General features: G+C 54.3%; 21 protein-coding genes. All 21 read left to right on the forward strand.

From position 1 onward, the window contains the following. The first annotated feature begins 125 nt into the window (after nucleotides 1-125). The 21 genes from tsf (at nucleotide 126) to ACMHXI_RS03470 (ending at nucleotide 24,077) form a co-directional block, all read left to right on the forward strand. Nucleotides 126-977 carry a translation elongation factor Ts gene (tsf, locus tag ACMHXI_RS03370; RefSeq protein WP_044734899.1) on the forward strand — a complete coding sequence of 284 codons (852 nt, stop codon included), beginning with the start codon at nucleotides 126-128 and terminating at the stop codon, nucleotides 975-977. Nucleotides 978-1,046: 69 nt separating this feature from the next. Beyond that, nucleotides 1,047-1,778, forward strand: a complete 732-nt coding sequence (gene pyrH / locus ACMHXI_RS03375) for a UMP kinase (protein ID WP_025010980.1) — start codon at nucleotides 1,047-1,049, stop codon at nucleotides 1,776-1,778. A gap of 28 nt (nucleotides 1,779-1,806) precedes the next feature. Continuing rightward, nucleotides 1,807-2,364: a ribosome recycling factor gene (gene frr / locus ACMHXI_RS03380; protein WP_025010981.1), complete on the forward strand. Its 558-nt coding sequence runs from the start codon at nucleotides 1,807-1,809 to the stop codon at nucleotides 2,362-2,364. Between the two features lie 84 nt (nucleotides 2,365-2,448). Beyond that, nucleotides 2,449-3,276, forward strand: a complete 828-nt coding sequence (uppS, locus tag ACMHXI_RS03385; RefSeq protein WP_028779852.1) for a polyprenyl diphosphate synthase — start codon at nucleotides 2,449-2,451, stop codon at nucleotides 3,274-3,276. Between the two features lie 20 nt (nucleotides 3,277-3,296). Beyond that, nucleotides 3,297-4,154 carry a phosphatidate cytidylyltransferase gene (locus tag ACMHXI_RS03390; protein WP_044734898.1) on the forward strand — a complete coding sequence of 286 codons (858 nt, stop codon included), beginning with the start codon at nucleotides 3,297-3,299 and terminating at the stop codon, nucleotides 4,152-4,154. Between the two features lie 4 nt (nucleotides 4,155-4,158). Next, nucleotides 4,159-5,349 (forward strand): 1-deoxy-D-xylulose-5-phosphate reductoisomerase, encoded by a 1,191-nt coding sequence (ispC, locus tag ACMHXI_RS03395; protein ID WP_044734897.1) that lies wholly within the window; start codon nucleotides 4,159-4,161, stop codon nucleotides 5,347-5,349. Nucleotides 5,350-5,364: 15 nt separating this feature from the next. Then, nucleotides 5,365-6,747, forward strand: a complete 1,383-nt coding sequence (gene rseP / locus ACMHXI_RS03400) for a sigma E protease regulator RseP (protein ID WP_028779855.1) — start codon at nucleotides 5,365-5,367, stop codon at nucleotides 6,745-6,747. A 31-nt stretch (nucleotides 6,748-6,778) separates the two neighbouring features. Next, the gene (gene bamA / locus ACMHXI_RS03405; RefSeq protein WP_025887252.1) at nucleotides 6,779-9,262 is read left to right on the forward strand and encodes an outer membrane protein assembly factor BamA; all 2,484 of its coding nucleotides are present in this window, start codon (nucleotides 6,779-6,781) and stop codon (nucleotides 9,260-9,262) included. A gap of 58 nt (nucleotides 9,263-9,320) precedes the next feature. After that, on the forward strand, nucleotides 9,321-9,818 hold the full coding sequence (locus tag ACMHXI_RS03410; protein WP_044735892.1) for an OmpH family outer membrane protein: 498 nt from the start codon (nucleotides 9,321-9,323) through the stop codon (nucleotides 9,816-9,818). Nucleotides 9,819-9,822: 4 nt separating this feature from the next. Further along, nucleotides 9,823-10,848 (forward strand): UDP-3-O-(3-hydroxymyristoyl)glucosamine N-acyltransferase, encoded by a 1,026-nt coding sequence (gene lpxD / locus ACMHXI_RS03415; RefSeq protein ID WP_025010986.1) that lies wholly within the window; start codon nucleotides 9,823-9,825, stop codon nucleotides 10,846-10,848. Nucleotides 10,849-10,885: 37 nt separating this feature from the next. Continuing rightward, nucleotides 10,886-11,347, forward strand: coding sequence for a 3-hydroxyacyl-ACP dehydratase FabZ (gene fabZ, locus ACMHXI_RS03420; protein WP_025010987.1), 462 nt, complete (start codon nucleotides 10,886-10,888; stop codon nucleotides 11,345-11,347). Beyond that, on the forward strand, nucleotides 11,344-12,114 hold the full coding sequence (gene lpxA, locus ACMHXI_RS03425; protein WP_045283561.1) for an acyl-ACP--UDP-N-acetylglucosamine O-acyltransferase: 771 nt from the start codon (nucleotides 11,344-11,346) through the stop codon (nucleotides 12,112-12,114). Before fabZ ends, lpxA begins: the two co-directional genes overlap by 4 nt. 14 nt (nucleotides 12,115-12,128) lie before the next feature. Beyond that, a complete protein-coding gene (gene lpxB, locus ACMHXI_RS03430) occupies nucleotides 12,129-13,289 on the forward strand; it encodes a lipid-A-disaccharide synthase (RefSeq protein WP_342188391.1) in 1,161 nt (386 codons plus the stop codon). Then, nucleotides 13,286-13,906, forward strand: coding sequence for a ribonuclease HII (gene rnhB / locus ACMHXI_RS03435; protein ID WP_025010990.1), 621 nt, complete (start codon nucleotides 13,286-13,288; stop codon nucleotides 13,904-13,906). Before lpxB ends, rnhB begins: the two co-directional genes overlap by 4 nt. A 338-nt stretch (nucleotides 13,907-14,244) precedes the next feature. Beyond that, entirely contained in the window at nucleotides 14,245-15,957 is a 1,713-nt protein-coding gene (locus ACMHXI_RS03440; protein ID WP_413734008.1) for a GSCFA domain-containing protein, read from the forward strand. Nucleotides 15,958-16,245: 288 nt separating this feature from the next. After that, on the forward strand, nucleotides 16,246-16,335 hold the full coding sequence (kdpF, locus tag ACMHXI_RS03445) for a K(+)-transporting ATPase subunit F (protein WP_071238225.1): 90 nt from the start codon (nucleotides 16,246-16,248) through the stop codon (nucleotides 16,333-16,335). Nucleotides 16,336-16,337: 2 nt separating this feature from the next. After that, nucleotides 16,338-18,023 (forward strand): potassium-transporting ATPase subunit KdpA, encoded by a 1,686-nt coding sequence (kdpA, locus tag ACMHXI_RS03450; RefSeq protein ID WP_219014172.1) that lies wholly within the window; start codon nucleotides 16,338-16,340, stop codon nucleotides 18,021-18,023. Between the two features lie 109 nt (nucleotides 18,024-18,132). After that, complete coding sequence (gene kdpB, locus ACMHXI_RS03455; RefSeq protein ID WP_413734029.1) at nucleotides 18,133-20,148, forward strand: potassium-transporting ATPase subunit KdpB; 2,016 nt, start codon at nucleotides 18,133-18,135, stop codon at nucleotides 20,146-20,148. A 12-nt stretch (nucleotides 20,149-20,160) separates the two neighbouring features. Then, a complete protein-coding gene (gene kdpC / locus ACMHXI_RS03460; protein ID WP_413734011.1) occupies nucleotides 20,161-20,712 on the forward strand; it encodes a potassium-transporting ATPase subunit KdpC in 552 nt (183 codons plus the stop codon). Between the two features lie 4 nt (nucleotides 20,713-20,716). Further along, nucleotides 20,717-23,374 (forward strand): DUF4118 domain-containing protein, encoded by a 2,658-nt coding sequence (locus ACMHXI_RS03465; RefSeq protein ID WP_413734013.1) that lies wholly within the window; start codon nucleotides 20,717-20,719, stop codon nucleotides 23,372-23,374. Then, nucleotides 23,358-24,077, forward strand: a complete 720-nt coding sequence (locus ACMHXI_RS03470) for a response regulator (RefSeq protein WP_342188386.1) — start codon at nucleotides 23,358-23,360, stop codon at nucleotides 24,075-24,077. Before ACMHXI_RS03465 ends, ACMHXI_RS03470 begins: the two co-directional genes overlap by 17 nt. The last annotated feature ends 67 nt before the right edge of the window (nucleotides 24,078-24,144 follow it).

Consider the following 24,144-nt stretch of genomic DNA (forward strand, 5'->3'; position numbering starts at 1 on the left):
CGATGCTAGTACATCACCCTTATTAACCAAGAGATATGATTGGTTAACAGGGGCCATATGGCCCCTGTTTTATACCTGATTATCAACAGGTTAAATTTGTCGAATTATCAATTGAGGATTTAACAATGGCAATTACTGCTGCCCTGGTTAAAGAACTGCGCGACCGTACTGGCGCAGGCATGATGGATTGTAAAAAAGCCCTGACCGAAACTAACGGTGATATCGAAGCTGCAATCGATAACATGCGTAAGAGCGGCGCGGCCAAAGCGGCCAAGAAAGCCGGTAACATCGCTGCCGAAGGTACTATCCTGATCAAAAACGGTGCTGGTTACACTGCTCTGGTTGAAGTTAACTGCCAGACTGACTTCGTAGCAAAAGACTCCAACTTCCTGGCTTTCGCCAACGAAGTTCTGGAAGCTGCCGCTGCTGCCAAAGTGACTGTTGAAGATCTGAAAGCTCAGTTCGAAGAAGCGCGTGTTGCCCTGGTTGCCAAAATCGGTGAAAACATCAATGTTCGTCGCGTTGAGTACATCGACGGTGACAAAATGGCTTTCTACCGTCACGGCGATCGCATCGGTGTAGTTGTTACCGGTGAAGCCGATGAAGAAACGCTGAAGCACATCGCAATGCACGTTGCTGCCTCTAAGCCTGAGTACGTTAACCCAGAAGACGTTCCAGCTGAAGTGGTTGAGAAAGAGCGTTCCGTTCAAGTTGAAATCGCTATGAACGAAGGCAAGCCTCAGGAAATCGCTGAGAAGATGGTTGCCGGCCGCATGAAGAAGTTCACCGGTGAGGTTTCTCTGACTGGTCAGCCATTCATCATGGAGCCAAAGAAAACTGTTGGTGAAGTTCTGAAAGAGAAAGGCGCCACTGTGACTAACTTCATCCGCCTGGAAGTGGGTGAAGGTATCGAGAAGAAAGAAGAAGATTTCGCTTCTGAAGTAGCTGCCCAAATCGCTGCTTCCAAGAAGGCTTAATCGTCAATTCTTAACCCTCCCAAGACCGCAGCAGCCGCTGCGGTCTTGTTATGACCAGGACAGAAAAAGATGAGCACCAACCCAAAACCTGCATTTCGACGTATTCTGCTGAAACTGAGTGGCGAAGCCCTGATGGGCGAAGAAGGCTTCGGTATCGATCCCAAGGTACTGGATCGTATGGCCCAGGAGATTAAAGAGCTGGTTGAGCTCGGCATTCAGGTTGGCGTGGTTATCGGTGGCGGAAACCTGTTCCGTGGTGAAGGACTGGCCAAGGCCGGTATGAACCGCGTGGTGGGCGATCACATGGGTATGCTGGCGACAGTGATGAATGGTCTGGCGATGCGTGATGCGCTGCACCGTGCCTATGTTAATGCCCGTCTGATGTCTGCTATTCCGCTCAATGGTGTGTGCGATAGATACAACTGGGCCGAGGCTATCAGCCTGCTCAAGTCCGGACGTGTGGTGATTTTTGCTGCCGGTACCGGTAACCCATTCTGTACTACAGACTCTGCTGCTTGCCTGAGAGGGATTGAAATTGAAGCAGAAGTCGTGCTAAAAGGCACTAAAGTTGACGGCGTATATTCGGATGATCCGATGAAGAACCCCGAAGCCGTCAAATACGATGAACTGAGTTACACTGAAGTTCTGGATAAAGAATTGAAAGTCATGGATCTGGCCGCCTTCACCATGGCCCGTGACCACGACATGCCTATATTGGTCTTCAATATGAATAAGCCAGGCGCACTGCGCCGGGTGATCATGGGTGAAGAAGCCGAAGGCACGCTGATCAAAACGAAATAACCGACTGATTGCAAAAAGGACATTTAACGTGATTGATGCGATTAAAGAAGATGCACAGGTTCGTATGGACAAGTGTGTAGATGCCACCAAGGCGCAAATGGCCAAAGTGCGTACCGGCCGTGCTCACCCTGCATTGCTGGACTCTATCCAGGTGTCTTACTATGGCACCATGACTCCGCTCAAGCAGGTGGGTAATATCTCTGTTGAAGACAGCCGCACTCTGGCGGTTAACGTATTCGACCGTAGCATGATCCAGGCCGTAGAGAAGGCGATCATGAGCTCAGATCTGGGCCTGAACCCTATGTCTGCCGGTGCCACTATCCGTATCCCTCTGCCGGCTCTGACCGAAGAGCGTCGTCGTGATCTGGTTAAAGTGGTTCGCGCCGAAGCCGAAAACGGCCGCGTGGCAGTACGTAACGTTCGTCGTGATGCCAACTCTGCGGTGAAGAACCTGGAGAAGGAAAAAGAGTGTACCGAGGACGATGTACGCCGTAGCGAAGAGGAAGTGCAGAAGATAACTGACGCACATATCAAGAAGATAGACGAGCTGTTGGCCGCAAAAGAAGCGGAATTGATGGAAGTCTGATATTGACTCGCTAAACTAGAGTTGATGCGCCGTGTAGGGGTATACTACGCGGCGTTTGTCTATTTATAAGGGTTGTTTATTCAGATGTCATCCAATATGGAAGCCGATCCTACGACTCCAACCAGCACCGGCGACTGCCTGACCTCTGAGTGCTTACCGGAGCAGCTTTCAGAGCTGGTAAAGCAGTCTATCCCGCAGCATGTGGCTATCATTATGGATGGTAACGGCCGTTGGGCTCAGGCCCAGGGTAAACCCAGAGTCATAGGCCATAAGGCCGGTGTCAAGGCTGTGCGCCGCGCCGTGAGTACCGCCAGGCAACTCGGGGTACGTTCACTGACCCTGTTTGCGTTTTCCAGTGAAAACTGGCGTCGTCCGGATCAGGAAGTCAGCCTGCTTATGGAACTGTTTTTTACCGTGCTGCGCCGGGAAATCAAACTGCTGCACCAAAACGGTGTCCGGCTGAACATCATAGGTGATACCAGCCGCTTCTCCGAGAGGCTGCAAAAGCAGATCCGCGCAGCCGAAGAGAAAACCGCCGCCAATTCAGAGCTTATCCTCAATGTTGCCGCCAACTACGGTGGCCGCTGGGACATAATGCAAGCTGCTCGTAAACTGGCCGAAAAAGTAGAATCCGGTGAAATGACCAGCAGTCAGTTCAGCGAAGAGGCCTTGGCAGAACATTTGTGCATGCAAAATCAACATGAAGTTGATTTAATGATCCGTACGGGCGGGGATTACCGCATCAGTAATTTTATTCTCTGGCAGGCGGCTTATGCCGAGTTGGTCTTTACCGACACCCTTTGGCCGGATTTTGATGAGCAGGCGTTTCGCCAGGCAGTGGCGACTTTTGCCAGCCGCCAGCGTCGTTTTGGTCTGACCGGAAGTCAGATAGAAGAAATACGCAGCGTATAACATCTTACGAGGGACATTTTTTGCTAAAACAACGAATAATAACAGCAATTTGGTTAATCCCACTGGTTATGGGGGCTATCTTTTTGCTCCCGGCAAGTTATTTTTCATGGGCCTTGGTGGCGGTATTTCTGATTGCGGCAAAAGAATGGGGCCGCATTATCGACAGCCGCTGTGAGGTTACTCAATGGAGTTTTACCGCTACCCTGGCGATAGTGCTGGTGGCGATTAATCTTCTGGTTCCGGCCGATGCCGTCTGGTCCAGGGGCCAGTTACACCCCATTATGCTGGCCATCATTCTTATCGGTGCCTGTTGGTGGTTGTTCTCTCTGGTGCTGGTGATCTCCTATCCCCGCAGCGCCAAACTTTGGCAGGGCAGCCCTATGCTCAAGTCCATGTTCGGCCAGTTGACCTTGCTACCTTGTTTCGCTTCCCTGATAGCCCTCAAAGCGCTCAGCAGTCCTGCTGACCCTTATTTTGGCGGTATCCTGGTGTTTTTGGTGATGCTGACGGTATGGGCCGCTGATTCAGGGGCCTACTTTGCCGGTAAGGCGCTGGGACGGATTAAACTCATGCCCAATGTCAGCCCGGCCAAGACCCTGGAAGGTTTGCTGGGTGGCCTGCTGACCACCATGGTGGTAGTGGCCGGGGTCAGCTATTTCTCTCCCGAACAGGAGCTTGGACTGCTGGTTGCCGTGACCCTGTTTACCGCACTTGCCTCGGCGCTTGGCGATCTGTCCGAGAGCATGTTCAAGCGCGCCGCTAAAATTAAAGACTCGGGCACCATATTGCCCGGCCACGGTGGTGTGCTGGATCGCATCGACAGCCTGACCGCAGCCTTGCCCGTCTTTACCCTTATCTATATTGCATTCTGGATGTAGTGCTATGCAAAACATGGTGATTTTAGGAGCGACTGGCTCAATTGGTGCCAGTACCCTCAGTGTGATCCAACATAATCCGGCGGCATATCATGTTTATGCGCTGGTGGCCAATACCAATGTGGACAAGATGGCCGAGTTGTGTGCGATCCACCGACCTGAAATTGCCCATATGGTTTGCCCTCAAGCGGCCAAGGCATTGGCCGAGCGTTTGGGTGCCGGCTCGGATACCCGGGTCAGTACCGGCGAGTCCGAACTACTTGAGCTGGTGACTCACAGCCGGGTCGATACCGTGATGGCGGCCATAGTTGGCGCCGCCGGTATGATACCAACACTGGCATCAGTCAAGGCAGGTAAGCGAGTGTTGCTGGCCAACAAAGAGGCGCTGGTAATGTCCGGGCGCTTATTTATGGAAGCCACCCGCCAATCGGGCGCGACTCTGCTGCCGGTAGACAGCGAGCACAACGCTATTTTCCAATGCCTGCCGGAAGCCGTGCAGCAACAGCTGGGTTATTGCAACCTTCAAGGTGCAGGGATTTCATCGATTCTGCTCACCGGCTCAGGCGGGCCATTTTTGAGCGCCGATCTTGCCAGTCTGGCGAGTGTGACGCCAGCCCAGGCTATCAAGCATCCCAACTGGTCCATGGGGCCTAAAATTTCTGTCGATTCGGCGACCATGATGAATAAAGGGCTTGAGTATGTAGAGGCGCGCTGGCTCTTCAACGCCAGTGCCGAGCAGCTCAAGGTGGTTATCCACCCCCAGAGTGTGATTCACTCCATGGTGCAGTATCAGGATGGCAGCGTGCTGGCGCAGCTGGGTAATCCGGATATGCGCACCCCGATAGCCCATTGTATGGCCTATCCAGAGAGAATTGTCTCCGGGGTTGAACCTTTGGACTTTTTCAAAGTCGGACAATTGAGCTTCTGTGAGCCGGATTTTGCCCGCTATCCCTGTCTGGAGCTGGCAATGAGTGCCTGCGCTTCGGGCCAGGAAGCCACTACAGTGCTTAATGCAGCCAATGAAATGGCCGTCGCCAGCTTCCTTAAAGGGGAAATCGGCTTTACCGATATCGCCCGGGTCAATGAAGCTTGTTTGGCGCGTGTGCCGCAATCGCCTTTAAATTCCATAGCGGATATTCTGGCATTGGACGGCCAAAGCCGTCAGTATGCCGAGGAAGCTATCGCCGGATGCAAGTGAGGAAAATAAGGTCTGATGTTTGATTTTTTATGGAACCTGGGCGCTTTTATCGTCGCCTTGGGGATACTGATCACCGCCCATGAATATGGCCACTTTTGGGTAGCCAGGCGCTGTGGTGTCAAGGTAGAGCGTTTCTCCATCGGCTTTGGTAAGGCGATTTGGCGTCGCCTCGGTAAAGATGGCACCGAATATGTGATAGCCATGATCCCGCTTGGGGGCTATGTCAAAATGCTCGACGAACGGGTCGAGGATGTGCCCGAGGAGCTTAAAGATCAGGCCTTTAATCGCAAGAGTGTCTGGGCGCGTATCGCGATAGTCGCTGCCGGGCCGATAGCCAACTTTATCTTTGCCATTTTCGCGCTCTATATTATGTATCTCATCGGTGTGCCTTCACTCAAGCCGGTGATCAGCGATGTCAGACCCGGCTCGCCTGCGGCCGTGATGCAGATAGATGGCCCACAGCAGATAGTGGCGGTTTCCGGGCAAAAGGTACGCAACTGGGAAGAGGTGAATCTGGCGCTGGTCGGTCATATCGGCGATGACAGCATGAGCTTGACCCTGAGGCCTCTCAGCCAGGTATCTCAGCCAGATGATGGGCTTGAGCCTTCCGGACGCACCTATCAGTTGGATATTCGCAACTGGCGTTTCGATCCGGAAAAAGAATCCCCCTTCAGCACCCTGGGCCTGGATATCTTCCGTCCGGATGTGATCCCTGAAGTGGAGACGGTTACCGAGGGCGGAGCGGCTGCCAAGGCCGGGGTCAAGGCCGGGGATATTCTGGTGGCCGTCAATGGTGAGGCATACAGCGACTGGCAAACCTTTGTCGGACAAATTAAAGTATCTGCCGGAAAGCCGCTGCAATTGACGGTTAAACGCGGCGGTGAGCAACAGACCTTCACTCTGATCCCGGACAGCCGCAAGGGTGCCAATGGGGAAATGGAAGGTGTCATCGGCCTGGCGCCCAAAGCCCCCAAGTGGCCGGACAACATGCTGCTGGATCTGCAGTATGGCCCGCTTGAGTCTATCTCGGTGGCGGCAGATAAAACATGGCAACTTGTGGTAGTCAGCTTTAAGATGATCGCCAAGTTGTTTACCGGTGATGTTTCGGTTAAAAATTTAAGCGGCCCCATCTCCATCGCGCAGGGGGCCGGTAACAGCGCCAACATAGGGTTGGTCTATTTTCTCGGGTTCCTCGCCCTGATAAGCGTAAACCTCGGCATTATTAACCTTTTGCCGTTGCCAGTGCTGGACGGGGGACACTTGATGTATTACTTGGTGGAAGTAATAACAGGTAAGCCTGTATCCGAACGGGTACAGGAAATTGGATTCAGATTTGGGGCGGCGTTGCTGCTGATGTTGATGAGCATTGCCCTTTTCAATGATTTTGCCCGACTCTGAGCAAGGACAGACAAATAATTAGAAGTGCGCTATGCGATTGAATAAACTTTTTGCCTCGATGTTATTAGTCGGCGCGTCGTTTTCAGGGAATGGTTGGGCAGAGTCTTTCCAGCCTTTTGAAGTGACCGACATCCAAGTTGAAGGTTTGCAACGAGTGGCACTCGGTGCGGCCTTGCTGAGTTTGCCTGTCAAAGTGGGCGACACAGTCGATCAACTCAAGTTGCAACAGGCGATAAAGAGCCTGTATGCCTCCAGTAACTTTGAAAATGTTCAGGTGTCCCGCGATGGTGGGGTGCTGATAGTGTCGGTACGTGAAAGACCGACCATCAGCGCTGTTACCTTCGAAGGTAACAAGGACATCAAAGATGAACAGCTGCAGGAAAGCCTGGACGGCAGTGGTGTGAAAGTGGGCGAAGCCCTCGACCGCACTATGCTCTCGGGTATCGAGAAGGGCCTGCAGGACTTCTACTACGGCGTGGGCAAATACGGCGCCAAGGTCGAGGCTCAGGTGATTAACCTGCCTCGTAACCGGGTAGAACTCAAGTTCAAGTTTACCGAAGGTCTGGCGGCCGAAATCCGTCAGATCAACATAGTGGGTAACGAGCGTTTCAGTGATGCCGACCTTATCGGTATGCTGGAGCTCAAAGACTATGTGGCCTGGTGGGATCTGTTCGGCGAGCGCCGTTATCAGAAGCAAAAGCTGCAGGCCGACCTCGAAACCATCAAGACCCACTACCACAACAATGGTTATATCCGTTTCAAGGTGACCTCGACTCAGGTGGCGATGACGCCGGACCGTAAGGGTCTCTACATCACCATCAATGTCGATGAAGGCGACCAGTACAAGGTTAAGGAAGTCAACCTGACCGGTGAACTCATGGGCCGTGAAGAGCTGCTCAAGGGTATCTTGCCTATCAAGGCCGGTGAGCAATACAACGGCGCCGATGTTACCTTTACCGAAGAGATGTACAGCAAGTATCTGGGCCGTTTCGGTTATGCCTATCCAGAGGTGAAGACTTTCCCTGAGATCGATGATGAAACTAAGGAAGTCACCCTGAATGTTAACGTCAAGCCCGGCAAGCGTGTTTATGTACGCTCCATCAACTTCACCGGTAATACAGTGACCAAAGATGAAGTGATGCGCCGTGAGCTGAGACAGATGGAAGGGGCCTGGTTAAACTCGGCCTTGGTCGAGCAATCCAAGGCGCGCCTCAACCGTTTGGGCTACTTTGAAACTGTCGACACCGAAACCGTGCAGGTGCCGGGCACAGACGACCTGGTGGATGTGGCCTTCAAGGTGAAAGAGCAGCCATCAGGCTCCTTTAACGCTGGTGTAGGTTATGGTACCGAGTCAGGACTGAGTCTGCAGTTCGGGGTTCAGCAGTCCAACTTCCTCGGTACGGGTAACCAGGCCGGGATTAACCTGAACACCAACAAGTACTCCAAGAACGTCAACCTGTCTTATACCGATCCTTATTTCACCAAGGATGGGGTCAGCCTGGGTGGCAGCATCTACTGGAACGAGTTCGACGCCAACGAGGCCAACCTCGAGCGTTATAAGAACAGCTCCTATGGGATTGCACTCAACAGCGGTTTCCCCATTAACGAGTACAACAGGATCAACGGCGGCATAGGCTATCGTCATAACACCATTTCTGAGATTTCCAGTTATGAGCAGGCGATCCGTTTCTATAACATTTACCGTGACAGTGATGACCCCAACTCTGACTTGAGCTTCGACAACTTTGAGCTCAGCCTCGGCTGGTATCGCAGTACCCTTAACCGCGGAACCTTCCCAACCGATGGTTCATCCCAGCGTTTGAGTGGTAAGATCACGGTTCCAGGTTCTGATCTGCAGTACTTCAAGACCGACTTTGACACCAGCTTCTACTGGCCGCTGACCCGCAGCCACAAGTTTGTGCTCTTGACCCGTGCCCGCTTGGGGTATGGCAACGGTTACGGTGGTTTCAATGAAAACGACCAAATCCTGCCATTCTGGGAAAACTACTACTCAGGTGGTTCCAGTTCACTGCGTGGCTTCAAGTCCAACTCTGTGGGCCCAAGGGCTTTCTATCTGTATCGCGGCAGCGAGCCTTGTTCACCCAATCCGGATGGTGAAGGCTGTAGCCTGCCGGGCGATCCAAACCAAGTTTACATCAGCTCAGGCCGCTCTATCGGTGGTAACGCCATCGCCACGGCCAGTATGGAGCTGATTGTGCCGACTCCTTTCCTGGATGAGGCCTATAGCAACTCAGTACGTACCAGCTTCTTTATCGATGCGGGTAACGTCTGGGATACGGAGTTTGATTATGACTCCTATCGTTTCTTGCCGGCAGATGAGTTTTCCAAGTTGGCCGATTACAGTGATCCGAGCCGTATCCGTGCTTCCTGGGGTCTTAGCCTGCAATGGCTGTCACCCATGGGCCCCATGGTGTTCAGCCTGGCCTGGCCTGTTAAGGAATACGACGATGACGAGACCGAGATCTTCTCGTTCAATATTGGCAAAACTTTCTAAATTACATAAACTCGGCAAGCATTGCTGAAGAAAAACAAGGAGTCTGACTTTGAAAAAAATGGTAAACGGCGCACTGATGACGCTGATGTTGATGGGTGCTCCCCTGGCCGCACAAGCGGAGAAACTGGCGGTTGTCGATATGGGCGCTGTGTTTGAACAACTGCCACAACGCGAGCAGATCAGCAACGCACTCAAGACTGAATTCGGCGATCGTATGGCTGAAGTACAGAAGCTGCAGGAAGACCTCCGTGGTTTGCTGGAAAAGCAGCAGCGTGATGCCGCGCTGATGAGCGAAGCGCAAAAGACCGAACTGGTTCGTAAAATGGAATCCCTGAAGGCTGACTATCAGCTCAAAGGTAAGGCGCTGGATGAAGATCTGCGTCGTCGTCAGGGTGAAGAGCAAAACAAACTGCTGGTAAAAGTGCAGAAGGCTATCAACACCATAGCTGAAAAAGAGAAGTACGACATGGTACTGCAACGCGGCGCCGTGGTTTATGTTAAGCCTGCTGCCGACATCAGCTCCAAAGTGGTTGAAGCCTTGAGCAAAGGCAAGTAAATCGATGAAGTCTTTTTCGTTGAAAGAGCTTGGCCAGCTGTTAGGGGCCGAAGTTCGTGGGGATGACAGTGTGACTGTCTCCTCTGTGGCGACACTTGAAAAGGCGCGGCCGGATCAGATCACCTTTCTGGCCAACACCAAATACCGTAGCCAGCTGGAGCAGACTCAGGCTGGTGCGGTATTGATCTCGCCTAAAGAGTTGGACGGTTTTGCCGGTAACGCCTTGGTGCTCAATGACCCTTATGTCGGCTTTGCCAGAGTTGCGCAATTGCTGGACAGCACGCCGGTTGCAGCAGAGGATATCCATCCCTCGGCGCAAATTCATCCCAGTGCCAAACTGGGTGAGGGCGTTGCAGTTGGCGCTAATGCGGTCATCGGGGCCAACAGTATTTTGGGCGAAAATGTCCAGATAGGTGCCGGTACAGTGGTTGGTCAGGATGTCATTATAGGCTCAGGCAGCCGCCTGTGGGCCAATGTCACCGTCTATCACGATGTACATTTGGGGCAAAATTGTATCGTTCACTCTGGGGCCGTTATCGGCTCCGATGGTTTCGGTTATGCCAACGAACGCGGTCAGTGGATCAAAATCCCTCAGACCGGCGGTGTGCGCATAGGTGACAGAGTGGAGATTGGCGCCGGTACTACTATAGATCGCGGCGCGATCGATCATACTGAAATCCATGATGGCGTGATAATCGACAACCAGGTGCAGGTAGCTCACAACGATATCATAGGTGCCAACACTGCGATTGCCGGCTGCACAGTACTGGCAGGCAGCGTGACTATAGGTAAACATTGTATTATTGGTGGCAACTGCGCGATTTCCGGTCATCTGAGCATTACGGATGGGGTGCACGTCACTGGCAGCACCAACATTACTAACGATGTTCGTGAACCTGGGGTATACTCCTCGGCCACTGTGGCCATGCCCAACAGGCTGTGGCGTAAAAATACGGTTCGCTTCCGTCAGTTGGACGAGCTGTTCCAGCGGGTCAAAACCCTGGAAAAAACCGTTAAACCCCAAGATTAATACCGCTGTGCGTTAAGCGGCATGAGGAAACGAGTTCGTGTCTAATCAATTAAATACAATGGATATCAAAGAGATTTTGGCTTACCTGCCACATAGATATCCATTTTTGTTGATCGATAGAGTACTGGATTTTACTCCGGGTGAAACTCTGCATGCGATCAAGAACGTCACCATCAATGAGCCTTTCTTCCAGGGACACTTCCCTGTGCAGCCGGTTATGCCTGGCGTGCTCATTCTGGAAGCCATGGCGCAGGCCACCGGCTTGTTGGCGTTCAAGACCATGAGCGACAAGCCGTCTCCGGACGTGCTGTATTATTTTGCCGGTATCGACAATGCTCGTTTCAAGCGGGTTGTTGAGCCAGGTGATCAACTGCACTTTGAAGTGAAGATGATCAAGGAACGCCGCGGGATTGGCGTTTTCTACGGCGAGGCCAAAGTGGATGGTGAGCTGGTGTGTTCAGCCGAAATCATGTGTGCCCGCAGAGAGATTAGCAAGTGATAGATAAATTAGCTTTCGTTCACCCCGAAGCCAAGATAGGTAAAAATGTCACTATCGGTCCCTGGAGCTACATAGGGGCGAATGTGGAGATCGGCGATGACTGCTGGATCAGTTCCCACGTGGTTATCAAGGGACCCAGCATCATTGGCAAGGGCAACCGGATTTTCCAGTTTGCCTCCGTTGGTGAAGATTGCCAGGACAAGAAATATGCCGGTGAGCCTACCCGGCTTATCATGGGTGATAACAATATCATCCGTGAATCTGTCACCATTCACCGGGGTACGGTGCAGGACAACAGCGAGACCCGCATCGGCTCCAATAACCTGTTTATGGCCTATGTGCATATCGCCCACGACTGCGTGGTGGGCGACAATGTGATCATGGCCAATAACGCCTCTATTGCCGGTCATTGCCATGTGGGTGACTGGGCTATTCTCGGCGGTATGACAGGGGTGCACCAGTTTGTGCACATAGGTGCCCATGCCTTTACCGCTGGTTGCTCTTTGGTGCTGCAGGACGTGCCTCCTTTCGTGATGGCCTCTGGCCAGGCGGCCATACCACGTGGTCTGAATATGGAAGGCATGAAGCGCCGTGGTTTTGCCAAAGAGACCCAGCAAGCGCTGCGCCGGGCCTACAAGACCCTGTATCGCAGCAGCCTGACTCTGGAAGAGGCCGTCGCCGCCATGGCTGAGGACGCCGCAAAAGAGCCACAGGTACAAGCATTTGTTGATTTTGTGACCTCCTCGAATCGAGGAATTATTCGCTGATACAGTGAGAACGAATGACACAAAATAGAAAGTTAGTCTTTGCAATGGTCGCCGGAGAAATCTCCGGCGATATTTTAGGTGCCGGCCTGATGAAAGCATTGCAACAGCGCTATCCGGACGCCCGTTTTATCGGTATCGGTGGCCCCCGCATGGAAGCTCTCGGATTCGAGTCGCTGTTTGCCATGGAAGAGTTGGCCGTGATGGGAATTGCCGAGGTGCTCTCCCGCCTGCCCAGATTGCTGAAGATACGCTCGAGTCTGGTCAAACAGATAACCGCGCTGCAGCCGGATTGCTTTATCGGTATAGATGCCCCGGACTTCAATATCGGCCTGGAGCTCAAGCTCAAGGCGCACGGGATCAAGACGGTGCATTATGTCAGCCCGTCGGTCTGGGCCTGGCGCCCTAAGCGGATCTTCAAAATCGCCCGCGCTACCAACATGGTGCTGTCACTGCTGCCGTTTGAAAAAGCCTTCTACGACAAGCATCAGGTGCCTTGCTCCTTCGTCGGTCACACTCTGGCCGATGAGATCCCGATGGAGAATGACAAGCGTCTTGCCAGAGAAGCACTCGGCTTGAAAGTCGAAGCCGAATATCTGGCTATCCTGCCGGGTTCCCGTGGTGGTGAGCTGAAGATGTTGGCCCAACCCTTTGTGGAGGCGGCCAGGCTGCTGAAACAGCGCTATCCGGATCTCAAGTTTATTACCCCCTTGGTGAATGAAAAACGCCGCGAGCAGTTTCTTGCCGCACTGGAAACCTATGCGCCGGATCTGGAAATTCATATGACGGAAGGGCGCTCTCGGGAAGTGATGGCTGCCAGCGATACCATCTTGTTGGCATCGGGCACCGCCACGCTGGAAGCCATGTTGGTCAAGCGCCCCATGGTGGTTGGCTATCGGGTCAGCCCTATCACTTACCGTATTGCCAAGCGGATGATGCAGATAAACCACTTCTCTTTGCCCAATTTGTTGGCCGGAAGGGAGTTGGTGCCGGAGCTTATCCAAGACGATTGCACTGCCGAGCGGATAGCCGAAGAGGTGGGTAAATTGCTGGATAAAGATAACCGGCCGTTGCTGGCCGAGTTTACTAAGCTGCACAGCCTGCTGGCCTGCAACGCCAGTGAAAAGGCGGCCCAGGCGGTTGTGGCCTTGCTCGATAAAAAAGCCGAGGAAAGATGACAGTCTATAAGCAACTCTCGGAAGCCGAAGCGCAGCTTTTGTGCCAGGGGCTGGTCGCTGGGGTAGATGAAGTGGGGCGTGGCCCCTTGGTCGGCGATGTGGTCACCGCGGCGGTGATCCTGGATCCCGCCAATCCAATTAGCGGCCTTAATGATTCCAAGAAGCTCAGCGAAAAGAAACGCGATGCCCTCTATGAAGAGATCCTGGCCAAGGCGCTGGCGGTCTCAGTCGGTCGAGCCAGCCCGGCGGAAATCGATGAGCTCAACATACTGCATGCCACCATGTTGGCGATGCAGCGCGCCGTGGCGGGCTTGAACGTGCGTCCCGAGAAAGTCTTGGTAGATGGTAATCGGACCCCGGATTTTGGCCTGCCTTCGGCCGCAGTGGTTAAGGGCGATGGCTTGATCCCTGTCATCAGCGCCGCCTCTATCATAGCCAAGGTCACCCGCGACCGGGAGATGGCCGAGCTTGACAGTCGCCACCCTGAGTATGGTTTTGCTGCCCATAAGGGCTACCCCACCAAGGCGCATTTCGAAGCCTTGAGTCAACACGGTGTCTTGCCTGAGCACAGGCGCAGCTTCCGGCCGGTACGCGAATGGCTGGAGCAGCATTCATAAGCCGTTCTGAAACCTAAAGATGCAACCAAAAGGGCAGCAGCGACTGCCCTTTTTTGTGGCTCTGACAAGGCGTAATCACAACGGCTATACCAGCATTGTTGCCAAAACGTCTGCTTTGTTTCCCAAAACCGTGCTTGGCTTGCTCCTTTTAATTGGTAAATTTCTGCCCCACATCTGCAATATGTGATCTGCTGATGTAGACGTCAAGTTTATGAAAGTGTTAAATAATGTCTCTTTTTGGTTGCCTGTCGCAATTAATCTATACCGCGCACTGGATCGGGTAACCACAGCTGTACCGTGGTGGCGGTAGAGGAATATTTTGCATTGGAGGCAGTAGCATGGAGCATTCTTTACCTTATGATCCCGTTCATAAGGAGCGTTTTTGGCGTTCAGCGGTGGCGGATATTCGGCCCGAGACTGAGCTTTTTCGTGAGCTTATCCCCAGGCTCCCCATTGATACCAAACAACAACTCTCTTCGGCAGGTTCCTGTTTTGCCCAGCACATAGGGAATTGGCTGGAACAGCATAACTACTCTTATCTGCGCAGTGAGCTAAATCCAGATGTGACATCCAGTTTTGCCTTCGGCAACCTGTATAACGCCCGTGCCTTGTTGCAATGGTTTATCAAGGGGGAACAGGAACTGGCTCAGTACAGCATCTATTTTGATGAAGAAAACCAACGCTATTACGACTTACTGCTGCCGACAAGCAAGGAAGGCTACTCCTCCCGGGAGGCATTGCTCGAATATCGTCGCAAGGTCGTGGCCGAAACCAAACGCCATATTGCCGCAAGTAGCAGCTTTATTTTCACTCTGGGGCTGATTGAAACCTGGATCGATCCCAATGGGGTTTGTTATCCCTCCTGTCCTGGAGTCAAACTGGGCGAGTTTGACCCTGATTGTTACCGGCTCAAGGTCTTTGATTACGAAGAGGTCTATATCGATCTCGACCGGCTGTTGCAGCAACTCAAGTGCATCAATCCAAAGCTGAAATTGATATTGACTGTGTCTCCTGTGCCCCTGACAGCCACGGCCACTGAAGAACATGTGTTGGTGGCCAATGGTCATTCCAAGTCTGTTTTACGGGCCGTCGCCGGCAGTTTCTGCAAGGATGTCGCCGATGCCAGTTACTTTCCCTCCTATGAGTTGATCACTACCTCCTTGCCTGCAGATTTCCGGTTTCTGGACAACAGGCGCACTGTTTCCAAAGAGGGGGTCGGCTATGTGATGCGTCACTGGTCCAAGGCGTTGGCCCGCGAGGAAAACCTGGTTGCCAATCACCTTGAAGCCGATTGTGACGAAGAGTTGCTAGATGCCTTGCAAAGAACCGCCACAGGTGCCAAGGTCACGGCCGATACCCTGACACTGATTGGCGACAGCCATATGGGGAAACTGGCCAAGGCGTTTGAACATCTGGGGCAAGCTTTCTGCGGTGGCATGGTGATGAATGGCTCGGGATTTGCCCAGCATAAATTTGTACTGAGTCCGGAGAGTGACATCATGGTACCGCTGGAGAGTGCCGATTCGAGAAAGCTCTGGCAGCCGATCCTGGCCAACCTGGATGCTTTGGTAAAATCGGAGAAACTCGCAGACTCAGTTGTCTTGACCAATATAGGGCTACAGACGCATCAGACAGTTTCCATGTTTATTGAATGGATGCGGAATTCCAGAGCCGAAAAACTCAAGGATATTGAACTCAGCGACTATGTCGACTTCTTCAATGAACAGATGCAGGAGCAGATGACCATAGTGTTCAGGCTCAAAGAGCAGGGGCACAGAGTTGTGGTGATCTCAGATACCCCGTTCGTTGAGTATTTTGAAGAGTCCAAGTCAATGGCACCATTTGTGATGGCTTATATGGATGCCATGGAATATGTCTGGGATCAGATGGGGGTTGAGTTCCTGCACGCCGCCCGTCATTTCAACGAAACCATAACCGATCCTTTGGTCTATGCTTCAGAGCTGGTTTATGCCGATGGCCAACATGATTGGTTCCATGGTGGAGCGCCTTACTACGATTGGCTGGCGCGACAAATTAACGCCCTTCTGTAACTTCTTAACCCGGGCGCTGTCATTGATGGCGCCCGCAATCCATGGTTTGTCTCGCCGCTGATTTAACCGCTGCTTCGCAATACATTGTCCCTGTAACTTAACCTGCCATGTCATGGCTTACTGCCTTTATGCAGTGTATATGCCGTTTATCTTGGCAGTAGTGCAATGCCAATCCCGCTCATTTATACAGCTTTTATACAAACCCTGCGGATATTTACACCCCGTTTTTATACCGGTTTTCATAAGCTTTGACTCTGAAATTAAAGTCTTTTTCAGGAGATATTCATTATGGCTGTTATGGAGTGGGCCGCTTTGCTGCTGGCCTTGGGACTATTTGGCTATCTGTTTTTTGCCCTGATGCATCCAGAGGATTTCTGACTATGTTGACTATGGAATCCTTAGGCTTGCCGGCGATTTTTCTAGGGCTCTTGTTGGCGGCATCCCTACTGTTGGCCAAGCCGTTGGCGCTATTGATCCGGCATCAAAAGCCTTTCAAACGCGAGGCGGCGTTATGGTCCGGTATGGCCGCGGTATTTGAGGAGATGAACTGGCGCCAATATGCGGCGGCGCTCTTGTGTTTCAACGCCCTTGGCGCCCTGTTCCTGATGCTTATCCTGCTGTTGCAGCAACATCTGCCGCTTAACCCGCAAAACCTGCCGGGGATGGATTGGCAACTGGCGTTCAACACCTCAATCAGCTTTGTGACCAACACCAATTGGCAGGCCTATTCGGGCGAAACCAGTCTCAGTTATTTCAGCCAGATGGCGGGGCTGACGGTGCAGAACTTCTGCTCGGCCGCCACGGGTATGGTGGTGGCCTTTGCCATTATCAGAGCCTTGACAACCAAGGGGCAGACTATGCTCGGCAACGCCTGGTTGGATTTGCTGAGGGTGAACCTCTATCTGCTGTTGCCTCTGGCCTTGTTGATCGCCCTGTTGTTGGTGCAGCAGGGCGTCATTCAGAATCTTGCCGCTTATCTGCCGGTGACCGGGTTGGAAGGGCAACAACAGCTGTTGCCCATGGGGCCGGTAGCATCCCAGGAAGCGATTAAGATGCTGGGTACCAATGGCGGCGGTTTCTTTGGTGCCAATTCGGCGCACCCCTTTGAAAATCCCACGGCGCTGAGCAATCTGCTGCAGATGCTGAGTATTTTCCTGTTGCCCTGCAGCCTGGTTATCGCCTTTGGTCTCTGCGCCGGGGATTGGCGCCAGGGGGCGAGTATTTTGGGGTGTATGGCATTGGTGTTTGTGGCGGCCTTCCTATGGATAAATCACTCTGAGCTGCAACTGCAGCAGATGGCCGACATTCACTTCCCCGGCAATATGGAAGGCAAGGAGACTCGCTTTGGCATCGGAGCAAGCAGCCTGTTTGCCACTGTCACCACGGCAGCTTCTTGTGGCGCGGTGAATGCCATGCACGACTCCTTTACCGCGCTTGGCGGCATGATGCCCATGTGGTTGATGCAACTTGGCGAGGTGATCTTCGGCGGCGTTGGCAGCGGTTTTTACGGCATCTTGCTGTTTGTATTCCTGACAGTGTTTATTGCCGGACTGATGATAGGCCGCAGCCCCGAGTATCTGGGCAAGAAGATTGAAACCCGGGAGATGAAACTCGTCTGTCTGGCTCTGCTCTGTTCGCCTGTGATAGTGCTGTCCGGCGCGGCGCTTGGCTTGGTGCTCTCTCCCGAGTCGCTGCAGGAAACCGGCCCCCATGGCTTCAGCGAGCTGCTGTACGCCCTGTCATCGGCGGCCAACAACAACGGCAGCGCCTTTGGTGGCTTCAACGCCAATACGCCTTTTTACAACCTTCTGCTGGCGGCGGCCATGCTACTTGGGCGCTTTGGCGTGATCCTACCTGTGCTGATGATAGCCGGCAGTATGGCTGCCAAACCCGCCCAAGAGGCAGGCCCAGGCACCTTGCCCACCCATGGCTGGCTGTTTGCCAGCATGTTGCTGGGAACCCTCTTGCTCTTTGGCGCCTTGACCTTTATTCCGGCATTGACTCTCGGGCCTGTGGCCGAGCAGCTGACATTCCCGTTGCCGCAAGCACTGCCGACAGCTCAATGAATTCAGGGAGAAACAGACAATGAAAACCTTCAGTTTTGATATAACGCCAGATCATCCAAGAGAGACAGGCTGCAACAAGCGTCATCCCGTGCTGCAGATAGATGCCGCCATGCTGAGGCAAACGCTGCTAAGCGCGCTGACCAAGCTGGACCCCAGAGTGCAGCTGAAGAACCCCATCATGTTTGTGGTCTATGTCGCCAGTATTCTTCTGTCGCTGGAGGCGGTGGCCATAGGCTTGGGTTGGCGCGCCGGAAATCCCTGGTTCAGCGGTATTATCGCCATCTGGCTGTGGCTGACCTTGCTGTTTGCCAACTTTGCCGAGGCGCTGGCCGAGGGACGCAGCAAGGCGCAGGCAGACAGTCTGCGGGGACTCCGACGCAGCAGTTGGGCCAACAAGCAGACAGACAAGGGGCTTGAGAAAGTGCTCGCCGATACCCTGAAGTGCGGTGATATAGTGCGGGTGGAAGCCGGTGAGATCATTCCCTGTGACGGGGAGATTATTCAAGGGGTTGCCTCTGTGGATGAGAGCGCTATTACCGGTGAGTCGGCACCCGTTATCCGCGAGTCCGGCGGCGACTTCAGCTCTGTGGTGGGTGGAACCCGGTTGCTGTCAGACTGGCTGGTGGTGCGCTGCGCCCAGGAGAGCGGCAATACCTTTCTCGATCGCATGATTGCCATGGTGGACGGCGCCAAGCGGCGCAAGACACCCAATGAGGTGGCGCTGAATATTTTGCTGATCACCCTGACGCTGATTTTCCTGTTGGTCACTGTGACTCTGGCGCCATTTTCCGCTTATGGTGCCATGGGCAGCGGCGGCGAGCCTATCTCGATGACGGTGCTGCTGGCGCTGCTCATCTGCCTCATTCCCACCACCATAGGCGGGCTGCTGTCTACCGTGGGTATCGCCGGCATGAGCCGCATGATAGGCGTCAATGTGATAGCCACTTCGGGAAGGGCGGTGGAAGCCGCCGGTGATGTGGATGTGCTCTTGCTGGACAAGACAGGCACCATCACCCTGGGCAATCGCCAGGCGAGTGATTTTCTGCCTGTGGTCGGTATAGCTGAAGAGGCGTTGGCCAATGCGGCGCAGCTGGCCTCTCTTGCCGATGAAACTCCGGAGGGGCGCAGCATAGTGGTGCTGGCGAAACAGAAGTTTGCCATCCGGGAGCGCAGTCTTGCCGAGCTCGACGCCAGTTTTATTCCCTTTACTGCCCAAACCCGCATGAGCGGTATCAATCTGGGGACGAGGCAGATACGCAAAGGCTCTTTCGATGCCATCAGTCAATATGTGAAGGCCAACGGCGGCGAGGTTCCCAAAGAACTGGGAGCCCTGGTGGATAAGGTGGCCAAGCAGGGCTCCACTCCTCTGGTGGTGGCCGAAGGCAACAAACTTCTCGGGGTGATAGCGCTCAAGGACATAGTCAAAGGCGGTATCAAGGAGCGCTTTATCCAACTGCGCAAGATGGGCATCAAAACCGTGATGATCACCGGCGATAACCCGCTCACCGCCGCGGCCATTGCCGCCGAGGCCGGAGTGGATGAGTATCTGGCCGAGGCTACGCCCGAAGCCAAACTGGCGCTGATTCGGCAATACCAGAATGAGGGTCGCCTGGTGGCCATGACCGGCGATGGCACCAATGACGCACCTGCGCTGGCACAGTCGGATGTGGCATTGGCAATGAACTCGGGCACCCAGGCGGCCAAGGAGGCCGGCAATATGGTGGATCTCGACTCCAACCCCACCAAGCTTATCGAAGTGGTGCATATCGGCAAACAGATGTTGATGACCCGTGGCTCGCTTACCAGTTTCAGCATAGCCAACGATCTGGCCAAATATTTTGCCATCATTCCCGCGGCCTTCAGCACCACCTTTCCGGCGCTCGAGAGCCTCAACCTGATGCGACTACACTCGCCCGAGTCGGCGGTCATTTCGGCGGTGATCTTCAATGCGCTGATCCTGGTGGCGCTGTTGCCGCTGGCGCTCAAGGGCGTGCGTTATCGCGCCATGGCGGCCGCCGCAGTGCTCAAACGCAACCTGTTGTTTTATGGGGTTGGCGGCCTGCTGTTGCCCTTTGTTGCCATTAAAGTCATAGACGCAGTGCTTGCCGCTACTGGCTGGATCTGATTGGAGTATGTTATGAAAACCTTGAAAATGGGCTTGTGGGTATTTGGCGTTATCTTTGTCGTGACCGGGTTGGTCTATCCGCTGCTGGTAACTGTTGCCGCCACGGCACTGTTCCCGCACCAGGCAGGAGGCAGCATAATAGAGAGAGATGGCGTCTTACTGGGCTCAGAGCTTATCGGGCAGGACTACAAGGCGGATGGTTTTTTCCATGGTCGCGCTTCGGCTTATGACGCCCAGGCTTCCGGCGGCAGTAACCTGTCGCCCCACAGCCGTGAGTTGCAATCCCTGTGGCAGCAGCGAGCCGCGGCCTTGAATGCCCACAACCCTGGAAATTCGTCTGTGCCTGGGCTGCTGGTCACTGCCTCCGGCAGTGGTCTGGACCCTCATATCTCACCCGAGGCCGCCTACTGGCAGATGGGGCGAGTCGCCAAGGCTAGAGGGGTATCAGAGGCGCGGTTAAAGGCACTGATTGACAGCCATATTCGGCAGCCGTCCTTGCCCTTTATCGGCCAGCCCACGGTCAATGTTTCATTGCTGAACCTGGCATTGAGCAAAATGGAGTAATCACTTGTCAGAAATCAGGCCCAATGCCGATTTGCTGCTACAGCAACAGCCGTCCTCCCGGGGGCGGCTCAAAATCTTCTTCGGCGCCTTTGCCGGGGTGGGCAAAACCTATGCCATGCTCAGCGAGGCTCGCAGGCTAAGACTGCAGGGGCTGGATGTACTGGCCGGATTGGTGGAAACCCACGGCAGAGATGAGACGGCGGCCCTGCTCGAAGGCCTGGAGCTACTGCCGCCCAAAGCGCTGAGCATAATGCACAGGCGTTATCAGGAGTTTGATATCGATGCCGTGCTTGCCCGGCATCCGGCGCTGGTATTGGTCGATGAGCTGGCCCACAGCAATGCCCCGGGATGCCGTCACCGCAAACGCTGGCAGGATGTCAAAGAGTTGCTGGATGCAGGTATAGATGTGTTTACCACAGTCAATGTGCAGCATCTGGAAAGCCTCAACGATCTGGTGGGCGGCATTACCGGTATCAAGGTGTCGGAAACCCTGCCGGACTCAGTGTTTTATGAGGCCGACGAAGTGGTGCTGGTGGACCTGCCACCCGATGATCTGATGCAGCGAATGCGTGAGGGTAAAATCTATCTCTCATCCCAGGTGGAAAGGGCGATAGAAAACTTCTTCAACCGTCAGAATCTCACCGCGCTCAGGGAGTTGGCCCTCAACGCCACCGCCGAGCGGCTGGAGCAGCGCAGGCGTCAGGACAATGAGCCCGGCCTCAGGGGCGGCCTGCTGCTTGGGTTGACCCATGGTGAGCAGCAGGAGAAGCTTATTCGCCACGCCATGCGTCTGGCCAAGCGCCTCAACTGCCACTGGTATGCCCTGCATGTGGAAACGCCCGAGGCGCAGCAGTGGGATGATAGCAAGCGGCAACAGCTGCAGGATAACCTCAAGCTGGCCGAGAGCCTGGGGGCCGAGACCGCGACTCTGGTGGATCATGATATCTGCCACGGCTTGCTGGAATTTGCCGGCGAACACAGGTTGGAGCGGGTCCTTATTGGCCACCACAGCGGCAAGCGGCACCTGCCATGGCGCCGGGAGCTGGGCCAGCGTTTGAGAAAGCGCGCCGCAGACGAGGAGATTATCAGCCTCAACCTTGATCAAGCTACTAAGCAGCCCAAGGCCGCCAATCCCAGAGCCTGGCCCAGGCTGCGCCCGGCGAATATAGCCCTGGCCCTGGGTATGTCGGCCTTTTGTACCTTGCTTGGCTATTGGCTGGCGCCCTGGTTTCACGCCACCAACATAGTGATGATCTACCTCTTGGGCACTGTCTTGCTGTCGCTCAGGCTCGACAGAATGAGTGCCTTGTTGGCAACTTTGGTCAATGTGGCCTGCTTTGACCTCTTCTTTGTCGAGCCCAGGTTCTCCTTCTCGGTTGCCGATGCCCAATATCTGATGACCTTCTTCGCCATGGCCATAGTCAGTATCGCCATCACCCAACTCACACATACCGCGCGTATTCAGGCGCAAATGGCCCGGCAGCGGGAGCTGCGCACCTATCAGCTGTTTGAGATGTCGCAGCAACTGGGCTCGGCGCAAACCGAGCGGGAGATGGCTGCCATCGCCCAGCAGCATATCGGCAAGAGCTTCGCCGCGGCGGTGGCGGTATTGAAGGCCGAAGAGCAGGGGACCTTGCTGTTGACCAAGGGTTTTACCCGTTATGATTCGGCCATTGCCAAGTGGAGCATAGCCAACAACTGTGCAGCTGGCGCCGGAACAGATACCCTGCCCAATGCCGGTTGCTACTATCAGCCGGTAGCGATAGAGCAGCGGGTGCTGGCCATGGTGGTGCTCGAGCCTGTGAGTCTCAGCGGTTGGCTGGCACCTGAGCAGCAAAGGCTGCTCAATGCCTTTGTTTGCCTGTTGGCGCAGGCGCTTGAGCGGCTCGAGCTGGCCAAGGCCTCCAAGCAGGCGCAGTTGAATGTGGAAACCGAAAAGATGCGCAGCACCATGCTATCTTCCCTGTCCCATGACTTGCGCACTCCGCTGACGCTTATCCGCAACCAGAGCGACAGCCTGGTGACCAGTCTGGCGCCTTTCCCCGAACAGTGTCAGCAGGCGCGCCAACTGGCGCAGCGGATAGGTGAAACCATTCGGTTGACCAACAATGTAATGGAGATGATCCGCCTCGAGTCGTGCCATTTTATTTTGCAGCTTGACTGGCAGGATCTGGAGGAGATCCTCGGGGTGACGCTAAGGCAACTGGAACCCAGAACCCAGGTTCGGTTGAATATCCCTGCCGAGCTGCCGCTTATCTATTGCGATGGCAATCTCATTCAGCGGGTGCTGTTGAATCTTTTGGAAAATGCATTTAAATATGGTCCGCCGGAGGTACAGATAAACATCAGTGCCCAGTTGGATGCCGAGCAGTTTTATATTGAAGTGGCCGACAACGGGCCCGGGCTTCCCACAGAGGATGCCAGTTGGCTGTTTACCAAGTTTGAGCGCGGCAACAAGGAGTGTGGCATTCCCGGGCTGGGGCTCGGCTTGGCCATCTGTCAGGCGATAGTTTCGGCCCATGGCGGCCGTATCTGGGCCCATAACCGCGAGCAGAGCGGCACCGTGTTCACCTTCAGCTTGCCCTATGTTTCACCGCCCGAGATGTGCGGCGAAGAAGAGTATTTACCCGAGCAGGAATCCAGTTATGCCAGCATTGATTGATCCGCAGCCGTTTCATCATAGAAGGGTATTGGTGATAGATGATGCCCAGGAGATCTGTCAGTTTGTCAGTAAGGCCTTGCAGCAGTTGGGGCTTGAGGTGTTCGCCGCTCACTCGCTCAATCAGGGCTTGATGGAGGCCTCGACCCGGCAGCCGGATACTGTGATCCTGGATCTCGGTTTGCCCGATGGCGATGGCCAGAGCTTTATTCCCCGTTTTCGCAGCTGGAGTGATGCCCCTGTGATAGTGCTGTCGGCCCGCAGCGATGAAGCCGACAAGGTGCAGGCGCTTAACAGCGGCGCCGACGATTACCTGTGCAAGCCCTTCGGCATAGAGGAGTTGCTGGCCCGGGTGCGGGTGGCGTTGAGGCGACACTTACGCCACAGCCATGAGCCGGAGGCTCAGGTGCAGTTGGGAGAGGTCTTGTTCGACCGCCGCCGTCAGCAGCTGAGCCGCAACGGCGAGCCCGTGCATCTGACCAAGACGGAATTAAAGCTCCTGAACGCCCTGCTGGAGCAGCCGGGCAAGGTGTTGACTCAACAGAGCCTGCTGAAACAGGTCTGGGGGCCGACATTTGTCGAGCATGGCCACTATGTGCGCACCTATATGAAGCATCTGCGCAATAAGATAGAAGCTGAGCCCGCCAACCCCAAATACCTGCTCACGGAAATCGGCATAGGTTATCGCCTCGTCAGCGGTAAATAATGGAGAGGCCCGGCTCGGCTTCAGGCCTTAGTTTTTGATTTTGTCGCAAAAGCCGCCAGATAACGCC

This window comes from Shewanella sp. BJSY2023SW005, from assembly GCF_047314585.1.
Taxonomy (GTDB): domain Bacteria; phylum Pseudomonadota; class Gammaproteobacteria; order Enterobacterales; family Shewanellaceae; genus Shewanella; species Shewanella algae.

Coding starts and splice junctions, on each gene's coding strand:
- ACMHXI_RS03440 (WP_413734008.1), top strand. CDS start 14,245: ATGGAGCATTCTTTACCTTATGATCCCGTTCATAAGGAGCGTTTTTGG.
- kdpF (WP_071238225.1), top strand. CDS start 16,246: ATGGCTGTTATGGAGTGGGCCGCTTTGCTGCTGGCCTTGGGACTATTT.
- kdpC (WP_413734011.1), top strand. CDS start 20,161: ATGAAAACCTTGAAAATGGGCTTGTGGGTATTTGGCGTTATCTTTGTC.
- pyrH (WP_025010980.1), top strand. CDS start 1,047: ATGAGCACCAACCCAAAACCTGCATTTCGACGTATTCTGCTGAAACTG.
- kdpA (WP_219014172.1), top strand. CDS start 16,338: ATGTTGACTATGGAATCCTTAGGCTTGCCGGCGATTTTTCTAGGGCTC.
- lpxD (WP_025010986.1), top strand. CDS start 9,823: ATGAAGTCTTTTTCGTTGAAAGAGCTTGGCCAGCTGTTAGGGGCCGAA.
- tsf (WP_044734899.1), top strand. CDS start 126: ATGGCAATTACTGCTGCCCTGGTTAAAGAACTGCGCGACCGTACTGGC.
- kdpB (WP_413734029.1), top strand. CDS start 18,133: ATGCTGAGGCAAACGCTGCTAAGCGCGCTGACCAAGCTGGACCCCAGA.
- rnhB (WP_025010990.1), top strand. CDS start 13,286: ATGACAGTCTATAAGCAACTCTCGGAAGCCGAAGCGCAGCTTTTGTGC.
- bamA (WP_025887252.1), top strand. CDS start 6,779: ATGCGATTGAATAAACTTTTTGCCTCGATGTTATTAGTCGGCGCGTCG.
- lpxB (WP_342188391.1), top strand. CDS start 12,129: ATGACACAAAATAGAAAGTTAGTCTTTGCAATGGTCGCCGGAGAAATC.
- ispC (WP_044734897.1), top strand. CDS start 4,159: ATGCAAAACATGGTGATTTTAGGAGCGACTGGCTCAATTGGTGCCAGT.
- ACMHXI_RS03410 (WP_044735892.1), top strand. CDS start 9,321: ATGGTAAACGGCGCACTGATGACGCTGATGTTGATGGGTGCTCCCCTG.
- ACMHXI_RS03470 (WP_342188386.1), top strand. CDS start 23,358: ATGCCAGCATTGATTGATCCGCAGCCGTTTCATCATAGAAGGGTATTG.
- rseP (WP_028779855.1), top strand. CDS start 5,365: ATGTTTGATTTTTTATGGAACCTGGGCGCTTTTATCGTCGCCTTGGGG.
- uppS (WP_028779852.1), top strand. CDS start 2,449: ATGTCATCCAATATGGAAGCCGATCCTACGACTCCAACCAGCACCGGC.